Consider the following 14784-nt stretch of genomic DNA (forward strand, 5'->3'; position numbering starts at 1 on the left):
CATCCATGCTGGCCTCCCTACCAGTGGACAGCTTGAATCACAGATCAGCGCGCCTGGGAATCCCCATCGATTCATTCAACTACAGAAAGACTCTAGAGCAACGCGCGTTGCAGGCTCTGCCGTCCAATCTCGCCGCCGCCGCGTCGCCTGGCCTGTTCCTGTTCGGCGGTGTAGCGCACATCGGGATCGCGATCGGCGGCGAAGGTCGCCAGCACATCCTCTTCAAGCTCGCGCCAGTCCTTGCCGCGATCCGGGCCATTGCGCACGCGCGGCAACAGGCCGGGCAAGCTCGACCATTCGATTAACTGCGCCACGCTGGCGATGTTGAGCATGTCGCGCAGGTGAAATGCCGTGACATAGGCGTCAGGAAAGGCGCGGTGGGCGGGCAGGCCGCGTTCTTGGTCGATACCTTCCGGCCGCCGCCAATAGCGCAGCACTTGATTGGAAAAGCTCGGACTCTCCGGCCAAAGCCGCAGCGCGCATTTCCAGGTGCAAATCCAATCGGCGCTGCGCGTCATCGCCGCCGAACAGAATTTCATCTCGAAATCGGCGCGGTGTGCGGCGAGCGCCAGGCGGCGGGGATAGGGATCAAGGATCGGCCGCGCGCAATCATTCCAGCTGGGCGCGTCCGCCACCTCCTCATCCAGGATATGGTGAATCGCCTGCGTAATCGGCGGAATCGCGCGACCGGGATTGACCAGAAAGCTGCCGCCTTCCCCCATCAGCGCCCATTGGCCATCGCCCCCGAGTGCCACATCCTGCCAGCCAATCTCGCACACGCCGTGCAGCGGCGGTGCCTGGCCGGTGGTTTCAAGGTCGATGACGCGGATGATCTGGGGTGGAGGGGGCATGATGGGACAAGTGGCGGTTTGAAAGGAAAAATGCCAGCGTTTCGCGCATCGGCGACCCGATGGGAGTCGCATCGCGAAAAAAAGCGATTGTCGCAGAGGGGTTAGCCTGCTTGAACCAGCATCGCGCAGCACATGCCAGCCGGGGAGCAGCCAATGGCCACCAGCACGAGCACCTATCTCAATCGCAAGACTCCGGGCGTTTACATCACCGAGATTGATGCGTTCGGGACATCGGTCGTCGGCGTGACAACCGCAGTGCCGATCTTCATCGGCTATACCGAGATCGCGATCGACCCCGCCAACAACGCATCTCTGCACAATGTCTCTGTGCCGATTTCGTCGATGGCTGATTATCAGAGCTTTTTCGGGGGCGCCGCCCCGACCGCCTTTACGGTCGCCCCGGCGACGACCGCAGCGGGCTGTGTGGTGAGCGTGAGTGATGCCGCGACGCGGTTCGACTTATACTGGCAGATGCGGCTGTTCTTCGCCAATGGCGGCGGCGCTTGCTATGTCGTTTCATGCGGCGGTTATGGGGCACCGGCGATTGCCGCGAGCGACTTGCTGGCCGGACTAGCCGCCGGTGGGTATGCAGTCGGGCCGACGATGATTGTCATCCCCGAGGCGTGCCAGCTGTCGGTGAGTGACGGCAGCTATGCGAAGGTCGTCCAGGCGATGCTGGAGCAGGCAGGAACGCTGCAGGACCGGATCGCCATCCTCGACCTGCCGGGATGCCGCGGCGCGGATAGCCTGGCCGCGCTGCAAAAAGCACAGCAGCAATTGTGGGATGCGACCGCTCCGGCGATCTCCAGCGCGAGCTATGCTGTGGCCTATGCCCCGGCGCTGGTCACCACGATCGTCAGCGCGAGCGATGTGCCCTATAGTGATTTTGTCGCCGCTGATGGTGACAATAGTGCAATCAGCACGCTGATGAACGCAGAGGCGGTCGCGTTCTACGGTGCAATTCCGACAAAGCTCGCGGCGATCCAGACGGCGATCGCCACGCTTTTCCCGACGCCGACAACGGCCGGGGCCAGCACCACTGCGCAGCCGGCCGCCGCGATCGACACGATGCTGATGGCCGCGCTGCCATTGTACCAGGCGATCAAGCAGCAAGCGGCGCAGCTGTTGAACATTGCGGCGCCGAGCGGCGCGTTGGCGGGGATTTGGGCCAAGAGCGACGCGCAAAACGGGGTGTGGAACGCGCCGGCCAATATCGCGGTTTCCGCGGTCAGCGCACCGCTTTATGTCATGAACGACATCGAACAGGCGAGCTTCAACCTGCCGCTCAACGGCCAGGCGATCGACATCATTCGGTCGCAACCTGGGCGCGGTACCGTGGTGTGGGGAGCCCGGACGTTCGACGGCAACAGCCTTGATTACCGCTATATCCAAGTCCGCCGGACGCTCATCTATATCGAACAGTCGATCAAACAGGCGCTGCGCGGTTATGTCTTTGCTGCCAACGATGCGACGACCTGGGCTACGGTCACCTCGTCGATCGAGGCCTTTCTGACTGGGCTGTGGCAGCAGGGCGGGCTGATGGGGGATAAGGCCAGCGACGCCTTCTCGGTGAGTTGCGGGCTTGGGTCGACGATGACGGCGCTGAATATTCTGGACGGCTACATGATGGTGGCCGTCACCGTGCAGATTATCCATCCCGCCGAGTTCATCGCGCTGACGTTCCGCCAGCAGATGGGCGGCTGACTGCGCTTCCTCCGGCGGTGGATCAGTGCGCCGCCTGCTCGCCGCGCACCAGGCCGCTCGCCGCGAGTTGCGCATCGATCATCGCCAACAGCCGATCAAGCCCGGCCTGGTCCCTCGCTTCGGCACGCGCGACCAGCACGTCCTGCGTGTTCGATGCACGCAGCAGCCACCAGCCATCGGGCGTCGTCACGCGCGCGCCATCGGTGCGGTTGACGTCGGCACCCTCGGCTTCAAGCCGGTCGAGCACCTCGTCCACCACCGCAAATTTGCGGGCCTCATCGACCTGAAAGCGCATTTCAGGGGTGTTGACGAAGGCGGGCATCGCGCCCCTGATCTCGGTCATCGACTTGCCGATCATATGGACGGCGCGGATCAGCCGGACGGCGGCATATTGGGCATCGTCAAAGCCATAGAAATCATGCGCGAAGAAGATGTGCCCGCTCATTTCGCCTGCCAGCGGGGCATGGGTTTCCTTCATCTTGGTCTTGATCAGCGAATGGCCGGTTTTCCACATTAGCGGCTCACCGCCCAGCTCGCGGATGCGATCAAACAGCATCTGGCTGGCCTTTACATCGGCAATAATTGTTGCGCCCGGCAACTCTTTCAGCACAGGTACAGCCAAAATGGATAGAATTTGATCGCCCCAGATTACCCGGCCTTCGCCGTCGATTGCACCGATTCGGTCGCCGTCGCCGTCAAAAGCCAAACCGAAATCGAGCTTTTTGTCCGCGACCAGTCGCTTGAGATCGGCAAGATTTTTTTCCTCGGTAGGATCAGGATGATGGTTGGGAAAATTGCCGTCGACTTCCGTGAACAGCAGATGATGCTCACCCGGGAGCAGCTTGGTGAGCTTCTCAATCACCGGACCCGATGCGCCATTGCCGCAATCCCAGCCGATCCGATAAGCGCCGCCGCCATAGCCCGCCATCAGCCGCCCAACATAATCATCGATGATATCGGCCTGGCTGACGGTGCCCGCACCGCTTTCCCAATCCCCTTCGGCAGCAAGCCGGGCGAGGTCCTGAATGTCCGCGCCAAAGAACGGCGCGTGCTGCAGCACCATCTTGAAGCCATTATATTCGGCGGGATTATGGCTGCCGGTTATCTGGATGCCGCCATCCACTTCTAAAGTCGCCTCGGCGTAATAAAGCATTGGCGTTGGCCCCATGCCGATGCGGACGACATCGACACCGCTTTCCGTAAGACCGGCGATCAGCGCTGCTTCAAGCACGGGCGAGCTATGCCGGCCATCATAACCAACCGCGACCCTGGTCCCGCCCACGCGCCGAACCCGGGTGGCAAAACCCCGGCCAATTGCCTTGGCATCGGCTTCCCCGAGCGTTTTGCCGACGATCCCGCGAATGTCATATTCGCGAAGCGATGTGCGATCGAACTGGTGCGACATCGGATTTAAGGCTCCTGGATGATCAAAATTAGCGGGCGGTCAATGAAGAGGGACGTGCAAAACAGGAACGAGCAATGGGCTTAATCGGGTCCGCGCTTGATCAGTAAATCGCGCGCGGCATTTACGCGTCGGGCGAGTTCGACAGAACCGCCACGATCGGGATGGACAGCCGCGGCAATACGGCGATAGGCGGCACGGATTTCGCCTTCATCAGCAGATGCATCGACCCCCAATAAAGCGCGCGCTGCTGCCAATTCGGCATCGGCATTGGTGTCCGCCACCGGCATCCGGCGGATCGGCTGGCCGGGGCCGCGCCACATCAGCCATCCCGCATAGACGACCGCAATACCGATGAGCAGCTTCAGGATCATGCCGGGACGGGAATCGCGCGCTGGATCAAGCGAACATCGGTCAAGCGAATAGCGGCATGGCAGGCTCTGGGAGTGCCAAAGCCCCCATCATCTCGCGCATTTCCTGGCGCGCAGCGACATGGGCCAGCCCCATTTCGCCAAAATCGCGCGAATCGATCATTGTCAGCCCCTTGGGGAACAGCTCACGATAGATGACGCGCTCGCCCAGCCCCGGAATGATCCGAAAGCCAACGCGCTTGGACAGCTGATCCAGCGCTTCGGATACGCGCCGCATGTTGCGGGCTTCAATATGCTGCAGCCGGTTGCGCAGGACGACCCAGTCAATCGTGGAGCCATCGGCCTTTGCGCGGGCCTTGCGCGCTTCCCAGATGAGTTCGGCATAAAAGCTGGGCCGCGTGACCTTGTAGGTAATCGGATCAACCTGACCGATCAGATCGAAATCGACAAAACTGTCGTTCATCGGCGTCACCAGCGTGTCGGCGCGCTGCGCCGCCATCCGGGCAAAGCGATCGTCGCGCCCGGGCGTGTCGATCACCAGGAAATCGACATCAGTGGTTAGTTCATCGAGCTGTTCGGTAAAGCGCGGCAAGCTGTCGCCGTCATGCGTCAGATAGCGCGGCATGGGCAGGTCGCGGCCAATCCGTTTGATCGTATCGGCGCGGTTGTCGAAATAACGGCCCATCGTGCGCTGGCGATGATCCAGATCATAGGCCGCAACGCGCGCCCCCCGCCCAGCGAGCGCGATGGCGACATGCACCGCTGTCGTCGATTTGCCCGTGCCCCCCTTTTCATTGGCGAACACGATGACATGGCACTTTCCCGGACCGGTGGACAACGCGCTGGCATCCCTTGCTAGGTGAATTGGGTCTGTTAACTGATTTGCTGTGTTGATCATGTCTGGCGGCGCCCATAGAAGGCCCGCCCCGTCCATATCGAAGGCCACCCTCACGTGCAAACCATCCGTCAGCTTCAGTCCCTGCGTGAGACGATTGCCGCCCTGCGCCTTCAGGCGGGGGGCGAATCGAGCGTGCGGATTGCGCTGGTGCCAACCATGGGCGCGCTGCATGCCGGGCATATCGCGCTGATTGAAGCAGCAAAGCGCGTGGCGGACATTGTCGTTGCCTCGATCTTCGTCAACCCGCGTCAGTTTGCCCCCAATGAGGATCTTGGCCGCTATCCGCGCCGTGAAGTTCAGGATTCGCGGATGCTGGCGGAGGCAGGCTGCGCGATTTTGTGGATGCCAGGGGTTGAGGAAATCTATCCGGCTGGCTTTGCGACCACGATCACGGTGGCGGGGGTGAGCGACGGGCTGGATGGGGCCGCACGCCCCGGCCATTTCGATGGTGTTGCCACGGTCGTGACCAAATTGTTCAACCAGGTTCGCCCTGATGTTGCGCTGTTCGGCGAAAAGGATTTTCAGCAGCTCGCGGTGATCAGGCGGCTGGTGGCTGATCTTGATTTGGCGATCGAGATTGTCGGCGTGCCCACGCAGCGCGAGGATGACGGGCTCGCGCTCTCCTCCCGCAACATCTATCTCGCGCCAGAAGATCGCGCCCGGGCAATTGCGCTGCCCCGTGCGCTGGGCGAGGCGGTGCGCGTGATTGGCAAGGGGGGCGATCCTGCCGGCGCGCTGGCCGTGGCCAAGGATGCGCTGATCGCCGGCGGTTTCGATACGGTTGATTATGTCGCGCTGGTGGATGCCGAAACCCTTGAACCCTCGCCCGATGCAATGCGCCCGCGCCGGCTGCTTGCAGCCGCGACGATCGCCGGGACGCGGCTGATTGATAATGTGGCGGTAGCGCCAACCGAGGGATAATTTCGACGTTAACGGTTTGTTGACCATAGTTCGCCCAAAACCCGTGACGCCAAATGGGGCAACAAAGGGGTGGCGAAGATGGGCAACAGCCTGAAGAGCGCAACGTTCCTGATCGAAAGCCGGATCGCCGATGCGGCGCGGGGTGATTTCAACGCCTGTTATGATCTGGGCATCATCTATTCGACCGGCGCAGCCGGGGTCGGCATCGACCTGATCGAAGCGCATAAATGGTTTAATCTGGCAGCGGTTAGCGGCAGTGAGGCAGCGCAACAATGCCGCGCTGATATTGCTGAAGACATGACCGCACGTGAAATCGCCGAGGCGCAACGCGCCGCGCGCGCTTTCCTGCAGGCAACCAGCCGACGCGCTGCCTGAATCTTGCGGTTGATTTGCTGCCCTGATTTACCGGGGGGCTCAATGCAGCTAGTTCCGTTCCCGACATAGCGGGGAACGACCATGCATTTGATCATAACAGCACTGACGGCGTCGGCCCTTGCCGTGATGCTGGTCATGCTCGCGCTCAACACCATCCGTCTGCGGATGAAATATAGCGCTGCCTTTGGCGACCACGGGCATCAGGATCTGACCTCCTCGATCCGGGCGCATGGCAATCTTTCCGAATATATGCCGATTGGCATCACCCTGATCGGCCTGCTGGAAGCGAGTGGTGTCGACTTCATGATTTTGGCGGGGCTGGCGGCGGGCTTTGTCGTCACCCGCGGGCTGAACGCGATCGGCCTGTTCAACCCGCCAGGGCCGCCGGGACCGGCACGATCGATCGGCATCGTCGGGACGTTGCTGATCCTGCTGGGGATGGCGGGGTGGCTGGCGGTGACGGTGCTCGGGCCGATAGTGAGCTGACCCACGCCAAGGCCCCGTCCGGATGCGCGCGGCGCTTCGCACCCTGCCGGGGCGAGACACGGACAGCGTGGCGGCACCGTGGCGGCATTCCTAAGCCCCTTCCCTAAAGGGGAGAGGCTTAGCTAACCTCAACCCTTTGCCGCAGCCTTCTTCGCCACCTTCTTGGCAGGCGCTTTCTTGGCGGGCGCCTTTTTCGCCGCCGCTTTCTTCACTGGTTTCTTGCCCTTTTTCGCCGGCGCCGCTGCGGCGCGCGCATCGATCAGCTGGGCAGCCTCCTCCAGTGTCAGCGCGTCCTTGTCGATGGTCTTGGGGATCGTCGCGTTGGTGGTGCCGTCAGTGACATAGGGACCAAAGCGGCCCTCCATCAGCTTGATCTCCAGCTCGGTGCGGGGATGCGCGCCAAGCACCTTCAACGGTGCTTGAGCGCCGCGTTGCGGCCGTCCGCCACCGGCTGCCGCTTCGGCGAGTTTCACCACGGCGGCGTTCATGCCGGTTTCGAACACGTCAGCGGTTGAGGTCAGCCGCCCATATTTGCCGTTATGCGCCAGATAGGGGCCATAGCGCCCGATCGACGCAGTGATCGGCTCGCCCGTTTCCGGGTGCAGGCCGATGGTGCGCGGCAGGCTGAGCAACTTGAGCGCCCATTCGAGATCGAGTTCGCCCGGCAGATCCTTGGGGATCGACCCGCGCTTGGCTTCCTTGCCGTCGCCGAGCTGGACATAGGGACCGAACCGGCCCGATCGCTTCGATACCTCAAGCCCCGTTTCGGGATCGGTGCCGAGCACTTCGGGCCCGGTGTCGTCGCCCTCGCCACCACCCGGCTGCGCGAAGCGGCGGGTATATTTGCATTCGGGATAGTTGGAGCAGGCAACGAACGCCCCGAATTTCCCGCCGCGCAGCGCCAGCCGCCCGACCTGGCAGTTGGGACACAAGCGCGGGTCCGACCCGTCTTCCTTCACCGGAAACAGATAGGGTTCGAGGAAGGTGTCGAGCTCGGCTGTCACCTCCGATGGCTTGAAGTCCATCACCTCGGTCGTGCGTGGCTTGAAGTCCTTCCAGAAGGCATCGAGCACCGCCTGCCACTGCGCGCGGCCGCCCGAGACCTCGTCGAGCTCATCCTCAAGCCCGGCGGTGAAATCATACCCCACATATTTCTCGAAGAAGCGCTCGAGAAACGCCGTTACCAGCCGCCCGCTCTCCTCGGCAAAGAAGCGGTTCTTCTCGACGCGCACATAGGCGCGGTCTTTCAGCGTCTTGATGATCGAGGCATAGGTCGAGGGGCGCCCGATGCCGAGTTCTTCCAGCCGCTTGACCAAAGATGCCTCGGAAAAGCGTGGCGGCGGTTGAGTGAAATGCTGCTCGGCATTGACCGATTTCTTGGCGGGCGCATCCCCTTCGCGCATCCGCGGCAGGCGGCGGGCTTCCTCGTCGGCGGTGTCGTCACTGCCTTCTTCGTACAGCGCCAGATAGCCGGGGAAGAGCACGACCTGGCCGGTTGCCCGCAGCCCGTGCTGGCCGCTGCCATCGACGAGCTCGATCGTGGTGCGTTCCATCCGAGCGGACGCCATCTGGCTGGCGAGGGCGCGCTTCCAGATCAGCTCATAGAGCCGGGCATGGTCGCCCGAGCCTGAGCGATCCTTGCCGAAATCGGTCGGTCGGATTGCCTCATGGGCTTCCTGCGCGTTCTTCGCCTTGGTTTGATATTGGCGCGGCTTGTCGGGGACATAGCTCGCATCATAGCGGTTGGCGACGGCGAGCCTTGCCGCCGAAATCGCACTCCCGTCCATCTGCACGCCATCGGTGCGCATATAGGTAATCGCGCCGTCCTCGTAGAGATTTTGCGCGATCCGCATCGTGTGATCGGCCGAAAACCCAAGCTTGCGCGCCGCCTCTTGCTGCAGCGTTGAGGTAGTGAAGGGCGGTGGCGGGTTGCGCGTCGCGGGCTTGGTCTCGACACTGGCGACGGCAAAGCGGCTCGCCTCGACATCGGCTTTGGCGGCGAGCGCGTCGCCTTCCTTGCCGATCGTGAGGCGATCGATTTTTTCGCCGCGCCATTTGGTCAGCCGCGTGGTGAAGGGCGTGCCGTCATGCTCCATATCGGCGGTGACCGACCAATATTCCTGCGGGCGGAACACATCGATCTCGCGCTCGCGTTCGACGATCAGCCGAAGTGCCACGGATTGCACCCGCCCTGCCGATTTCGCCCCCGGCAACTTGCGCCACAACACGGGGGAAAGCGTGAAACCGACCAGATAATCGAGCGCGCGGCGGGCGCGATAGGCATCGATCAAATCAGTATCGAGCTCACGCGGGTGCTTCATCGCCTCAGTCACCGTCGCCTTGGTGATCGCGTTGAAGGTCACGCGCTGAACGTCCTTGGGCAGCGCCTTCTTGGCGCGCAGCACTTCCTGGACATGCCACGAAATCGCCTCGCCCTCACGGTCAGGGTCGGTCGCGAGGATCAGGCGGTCGGCGGTTTTGGCGAGATCGGTGATCGCCTTTAATTGCTTGGCCTTGTCAGCGTAATTTTCCCATTCCATCGCGAAATCATGGTCGGGATCGACCGATCCGTCCTTCGCGGGCAGATCGCGGACATGGCCATAGCTGGCGAGCACGCGGTAATCGCTGCCCAGATATTTCTCGATGGTCTTCGCCTTGGCGGGCGATTCGACGATGACAAGCTGCATGCGGGTTTCAAGCGTCCTTACGTGTACGCGCGAGGGTGGCGATCCGGCGGGCGGTTCGTCAAGCGGTTGCCAGATAGACGTGGGGGGTGCCCCCTGACAATCGCGATACCGGTAGATTTACGGATTGTTAAGGTGCGGGGCCCAGCCTTATCTCGCTTGGAGTTAGGTGTAGCGGGGGCGTTCGATGCTGGTCGAGACGATGATTGCAGCCGTGCTCGCCTTGGCGCCGGCCGATATTGGCGCCGACCCCGGCTTGACCGAGCAAGTGCTGACCGAGCTCAACCGGGCGCGCGCCGATCCGCAAGGCTATGCTGACGAACTTCGCACCTATCGCGACGGATTTGACGGTCTGGTCGTCTATTCCCCCGAAAGCCCCGACGGCATCATGACGCGCGAGGGCATTGCTGCCGTGGATGACGCGATCGCCTTTCTCGATCGGCAACCCGCGCTTGGGCCGCTTGCGGGGTCGCCGGTGCTGGCGCGGGGGGCCGGGGCGCTGGTGGCGGATCAAGCCACCAGCACGCGCGTCGGCCACCTGACGCTGACGGGGCTCGATCCCAGCGCAAGAATGCGGTTACACGGTGGCAACATCTATGTTGGCGAAGTGATTTCCTATGGCCCGCCCGATCCGCGCAGCGTCGTCCGCCAGCTGATCGTCGATGATGGCGTCGCGCGGCGCGGTCACCGGTCGCTGGTTTTCTCCCTGCAGTATCAGTTTGCCGGGGTCGAATGCGGCGCACATGCCCGCTATGGCGCGATGTGTGTGATTGATCTTGCCGCGACCCCCGATGGGAGCCCGAAACTGCCGGGATCGCCCCCGCAGATGGCGGCATTGAGCGACGGGCAGTAAGCAAGTCCGCTACCCGGTAAGGCTCACGCGGCCACCAGCATGCCGCTCAAGCCGCCCCGCCAGCTCCATTTCCAGCAGCACGGTTTGTACAATCGCCGGGGCTGCGCCGGATTGCCGGATCAGCTCGTCGACTGGCACGGCGACCGCCCCCAGCAATGCCGTAATCGCCCGCCGTTCTGCATCGCTGGCATCCTCGGGCGGTGCCCCGCCAAAGGGGCTGGTGGGCATTCGCACCATGCGCGGATCGATCGGGCGGACCTGCTCCAGAATGTCAGCGACATTTTGCACCAATGTCGCGCCGTCGCGGATCAACTGGTTGCACCCTTGCGCGCGCGGATCGAGCGGGCTGCCAGGAACGGCCATGACCTCGCGGCCCGCCTCTGCTGCCAGCCGCGCGGTGATCAGCGATCCTGATTTGGGCGCTGCCTCGACGACGACGGTCCCCATCGCTAGCCCGGCGATGATCCGGTTGCGATAGGGGAAGTGGCGCGCGCGGGGTTCGGTGCCTGGTGGTTGCTCGGCGATCAGCAGCGCCTCGCTTGCGATCCGTTCCTGCAATTCGGCATTTTCCGGCGGAAAGGCGATGTCGATGCCCGTCGCCACCACCGCGATCGTGCCGCCATCCCCCGTTTGCCCGCCAAGCGCGCCGACATGCGCTGCGGTGTCGATCCCGCGCGCCAGCCCAGAGACGACCACCATGCCTTCATTGGCCAGATCATGGCCAAGCTGACGGGCAAAGCGGCAGGCTGCGGCCGATGCGTTACGCGCGCCGACCATGGCGATTCCTGGTCGGCTAAGCAGCGTCCGGTCGCCGCGTAAAATCAGGGCCGGTGGTGCATTTTCCAGCGCCGCCAGCAACGGCGGATAATCGGGATCATCGCTGAACAGATACTGCCCACCGAGCCGCGCGACCGTCGCCATTTCGCGGTCGATCAGGCGCGGGTCCGCGAGCACCGGCGCACGTCCGCCGCCGCGCGCGGCGAGCATCGGGATCGCGTCGATTGCTGCAGTCGCGGTGCCGAACCGCGCCAGCAACTGGGCATAGCTTACCGGGCCGATATTGGCCGATCTGATCAGCCGAAGGCGATCGGCGGCCATTTGGTTAGGCTTTTTTCCGGCCGATCCGGGGTTCGGTGCCGCTGATCAAGCGATCGATATTCTCGCGATGCTTCCACACCACCAGCAGCGCTAGCGCGAGCAGCAGCAGGACAAGATCGAATCGGCCAAAATAGGCGGCGCTCACCGGCGCGCTGGTCGCCGCCAGCATCCCGGCCAACGATGAAATCCGCAGCGCCGCCAGCAACCCAAGCCAGATCACCGCATAGACGATCGCACTCGGCCAGGACAAAGCGATCAGGATGCCAAGCAACGTCGCCACGCCTTTGCCGCCCTTGAAGCCTAGCCAGATCGGATAGAGATGGCCCAGAAACGCCGCTGCCGCCGCGACCACGCCGTGCCCCGGGAACAGCCATTCGGTGAGGAGGACGGCCACGGCTCCTTTGGCGGCATCGAGCACTAAGGTCGCGGCCGCCAGTCCCTTGCGCCCCGTGCGGAGCACATTGGTTGCGCCGATATTGCCTGAACCGATCGTGCGCAGATCGCCCGCCCCCGCCGCCCGTGTCAGGATCACCCCGAAGGGGATGGAGCCCAGCAGGTAGCCAAGCAGCGCTGCACCGGCCGGTGCTGCCCAAAGATAATCGGTCGCCAAATCATACCCCTCCGCCCCCATAAGATAGACGAGACTGCTGCTGGCGCAATGATCTCGATCACTGTTGCTTTGCCAACCGCGCGCCGCCGGTTATGCGGGGCAATGGACGCTGACCATCCAGTGTTGTTTTTCGATTCCGGGGTGGGCGGGCTCTCCGTGCTCGCCGCTGCCCGCCTGTTGTTGCCAACTGCACCGGTTATCTATGCGGCCGATTCGGCGGGCTTTCCCTATGGTACCCGCAGTGAAGCCGAAATCGCCGCGCGCGTGCCTGCATTGCTTGGGCGATTGGTGGAGCGATACCACCCGCGCCTGGTGGTCATTGCCTGCAACACCGCCTCGACAATTGCGCTGGCGGCGGTGCGCGCGGCGCTTGATATCCCGATTGTCGGCACGGTGCCCGCGATCAAGCCCGCAGCGCTCTCCAGCATCACGCGCACAATCGGCGTGCTGGGTACCGAAGCGACGGTGCGCCAGCCCTATGTCGATGATCTCGCCGCGCGCTTTGCCGCTGATTGTACGGTGATCCGCTTCGGCTCGGCCGATCTGGTTGAGGCGGCCGAGGCGCGGTTGCGCGGCGAAGCGGTCGATCCGGCGCGCTTTGCTCGCGCGCTTGCCGGACTGTTCGATCAGCCTGGCGGCGACCGGATTGATACGATCGTCCTCGCCTGTACCCATTTCCCGCTGGTTGAGGCCGATCTCGCCGCTGCAGCAGGCCGACCGATCCATTTTGTCGATGGCAGCGCCGGCATCGCGCGACGGATCGTCTTTCTGACCCAGGGTCAGTCCTGGCCGACAATGCCGGGCGAGGGATTGGCGATATTTACCCGGCTCGACGCCGCCGCGCATGCCCTTGCGCCAGCGCTGGCAAGGCGCGGCTTGGGCCAGATTACCGCGCTTTAGCGCTGGTGCAAACCCCGCAATCCGCGCCTTTGCGAGTCGTTTGCACTGGCATCGCGACGGCAATCGCCGTAGGGGCCCGGCCACGATGCCACAGGATCAGCGACAGGATCAGCCACAGGGCCGCCCGGGTTCCGGGTTCGCGCCGACGGTGAATTACATCCGTGTGTTCAGCCAGGCGATAGACCGGCTGCACAGCGAAGGGCGCTACCGCGTCTTCATCGATATTCTGCGCAACAAGGGGGCCTATCCCAATGCGCGCTGCTTTGCCGGCCATAATGGCCCCAAGCCGATCACCGTATGGTGTTCGAATGATTATCTCGCCATGGGCCAGCACCCGGATGTGATCGCGGCAATGGAGGCCGCTTTGCACGATGTCGGCGCAGGATCGGGCGGCACGCGCAACATCGGCGGCAACACCCATTATCATGTCGATCTTGAGGCCGAGCTTGCCGATCTCCACGGCAAGGAAGCAGCACTGCTGTTCACCAGCGGCTATGTCTCCAACGAAGCAACCTTGTCGACGCTCGCCAAATTGATGCCGGGCATCATCATTTATTCGGATGCGCTCAACCATGCATCGATGATCGCGGGCATTCGCCAGTCGGGCTGCGAAAAGCGCGTATTCCGGCACAACGACCTGGCCCATCTCGAACAATTGCTGGCTGAATCCGATCCCGCCGCCCCCAAATTGATCGCTTTTGAAAGCGTCTATTCGATGGAGGGCGATATCGCCCCGATCGCGGGGATTTGTGATCTCGCCGACAAATATAATGCGATGACCTATCTCGATGAGGTGCACGCGGTTGGCATGTACGGTGCGCGCGGCGGGGGGATTTCAGACCGGGACGGCGTTGCCGATCGGCTGACGATTATCGAGGGTACGCTCGGCAAGGCGTTTGGCGTGATGGGCGGCTATATCGCGGCGGATCGCATGATCGTCGATGTCATTCGCAGCTATGCACCCGGCTTCATCTTTACGACCAGCCTGTCGCCGGTGCTGGTTGCCGGCGCGCTAGCCAGCGTCCGCCACCTGAAGGCATCGAGCATCGAGCGCGAAGCCCAGCAGGCCGCCGCCGCGCAGCTCAAGGCGATGATGCGCGCCGCTGGCCTGCCGGTGATGATTGGCGAGACGCATATCGTGCCGTTGATGGTCGGCGATCCGGTCGAGGCGAAGCGGATCGCTGATATCCTGCTCGCCGAATATGGCGTCTATGTGCAGCCAATCAATTACCCCACCGTACCGCGCGGCACCGAACGCCTGCGCTTCACCCCAGGCCCGGCGCATGACGGCGCGATGATGCGCACGTTGGTCAGCGCCCTGGTCGAAATTTGGGGACGGTTGGCGCTAAAGATGGCCGCCTGAGGCTTCCCGATTTTACCAGCATTCGGCGTAGTTAAAGTCTGATGACTTTGGATTGTACCACCCCAAACCCCGTTCGCCCTGAGCGAAGTCGAAGGGCATGCGTAGCGCAGGGGCTTCGACTTCGCTCAGCACGAACGGGTCTGAGGTTGAAGCGACCTAACGTCATCACGCTCTAGAGTCTTTCTGTAGTTGAATGAATCGATGGGGATTCCCAGGCGCGCTGATCTGTGATTCAAGCTGTCCACTGGTAGGGAGGCCAGCATGGATG

The 14784-nt window shown here is 62.9% G+C and carries 14 protein-coding genes; 7 read left to right on the forward strand and 7 right to left on the reverse strand.

Going from position 1 to position 14784, the window contains the following annotated elements; translation table 11 throughout:
* Window positions 1–92: 92 nt before the first annotated feature.
* On the reverse strand, window positions 93–851 hold the full coding sequence (locus tag B7Y43_RS19075; protein WP_374133265.1) for a 3'-5' exonuclease: 759 nt from the start codon (window positions 849–851) through the stop codon (window positions 93–95).
* 153 nt (window positions 852–1004) lie between these two features.
* Between B7Y43_RS19075 and B7Y43_RS19080 the strand changes: the two genes are divergently transcribed.
* On the forward strand, window positions 1005–2555 hold the full coding sequence (locus tag B7Y43_RS19080; RefSeq protein WP_374133266.1) for a phage tail sheath family protein: 1551 nt from the start codon (window positions 1005–1007) through the stop codon (window positions 2553–2555).
* A 22-nt stretch (window positions 2556–2577) separates the two neighbouring features.
* Here the strand turns inward: B7Y43_RS19080 and pgmG are convergent, their stop codons facing one another.
* The 3 genes from pgmG to B7Y43_RS19095 form a co-directional block, all read right to left on the reverse strand.
* Entirely contained in the window at window positions 2578–3960 is a 1383-nt protein-coding gene (pgmG, locus tag B7Y43_RS19085; protein ID WP_374133267.1) for a phosphomannomutase/phosphoglucomutase, read from the reverse strand.
* Between the two features lie 80 nt (window positions 3961–4040).
* Window positions 4041–4331 carry a DnaJ domain-containing protein gene (locus B7Y43_RS19090; protein WP_374133268.1) on the reverse strand — a complete coding sequence of 97 codons (291 nt, stop codon included), beginning with the start codon at window positions 4329–4331 and terminating at the stop codon, window positions 4041–4043.
* 40 nt (window positions 4332–4371) lie between these two features.
* Window positions 4372–5166: a division plane positioning ATPase MipZ gene (locus B7Y43_RS19095; RefSeq protein WP_374133269.1), complete on the reverse strand. Its 795-nt coding sequence runs from the start codon at window positions 5164–5166 to the stop codon at window positions 4372–4374.
* A gap of 114 nt (window positions 5167–5280) precedes the next feature.
* Between B7Y43_RS19095 and panC the strand changes: the two genes are divergently transcribed.
* The 3 genes from panC (at window position 5281) to B7Y43_RS19110 (ending at window position 7008) form a co-directional block, all read left to right on the forward strand.
* On the forward strand, window positions 5281–6147 hold the full coding sequence (panC, locus tag B7Y43_RS19100; protein ID WP_374133270.1) for a pantoate--beta-alanine ligase: 867 nt from the start codon (window positions 5281–5283) through the stop codon (window positions 6145–6147).
* A gap of 78 nt (window positions 6148–6225) precedes the next feature.
* Window positions 6226–6522, forward strand: a complete 297-nt coding sequence (locus B7Y43_RS19105; RefSeq protein WP_374133271.1) for an SEL1-like repeat protein — start codon at window positions 6226–6228, stop codon at window positions 6520–6522.
* 81 nt (window positions 6523–6603) lie between these two features.
* Window positions 6604–7008 carry an MAPEG family protein gene (locus B7Y43_RS19110; protein ID WP_374133272.1) on the forward strand — a complete coding sequence of 135 codons (405 nt, stop codon included), beginning with the start codon at window positions 6604–6606 and terminating at the stop codon, window positions 7006–7008.
* A gap of 128 nt (window positions 7009–7136) precedes the next feature.
* Here B7Y43_RS19110 and topA read toward each other — a convergent pair whose 3' ends face one another.
* Entirely contained in the window at window positions 7137–9695 is a 2559-nt protein-coding gene (gene topA, locus B7Y43_RS19115) for a type I DNA topoisomerase (protein ID WP_374133273.1), read from the reverse strand.
* Between the two features lie 184 nt (window positions 9696–9879).
* Between topA and B7Y43_RS19120 the strand changes: the two genes are divergently transcribed.
* Window positions 9880–10545 (forward strand): CAP domain-containing protein, encoded by a 666-nt coding sequence (locus tag B7Y43_RS19120; RefSeq protein WP_374133274.1) that lies wholly within the window; start codon window positions 9880–9882, stop codon window positions 10543–10545.
* 9 nt (window positions 10546–10554) lie between these two features.
* Here the strand turns inward: B7Y43_RS19120 and dprA are convergent, their stop codons facing one another.
* Both dprA and plsY read right to left on the reverse strand, forming a co-directional pair.
* Window positions 10555–11643: a DNA-processing protein DprA gene (gene dprA / locus B7Y43_RS19125; protein WP_374133275.1), complete on the reverse strand. Its 1089-nt coding sequence runs from the start codon at window positions 11641–11643 to the stop codon at window positions 10555–10557.
* 4 nt (window positions 11644–11647) lie between these two features.
* A complete protein-coding gene (plsY, locus tag B7Y43_RS19130; RefSeq protein WP_374133276.1) occupies window positions 11648–12274 on the reverse strand; it encodes a glycerol-3-phosphate 1-O-acyltransferase PlsY in 627 nt (208 codons plus the stop codon).
* Window positions 12275–12355: 81 nt separating this feature from the next.
* Between plsY and murI the strand changes: the two genes are divergently transcribed.
* Complete coding sequence (murI, locus tag B7Y43_RS19135; RefSeq protein WP_374133277.1) at window positions 12356–13153, forward strand: glutamate racemase; 798 nt, start codon at window positions 12356–12358, stop codon at window positions 13151–13153.
* A 148-nt stretch (window positions 13154–13301) separates the two neighbouring features.
* Window positions 13302–14516: a 5-aminolevulinate synthase gene (hemA, locus tag B7Y43_RS19140; RefSeq protein ID WP_374133278.1), complete on the forward strand. Its 1215-nt coding sequence runs from the start codon at window positions 13302–13304 to the stop codon at window positions 14514–14516.
* The last annotated feature ends 268 nt before the right edge of the window (window positions 14517–14784 follow it).

The sequence above is a fragment of the Sphingomonas sp. 28-62-20 genome (assembly GCF_002281505.1).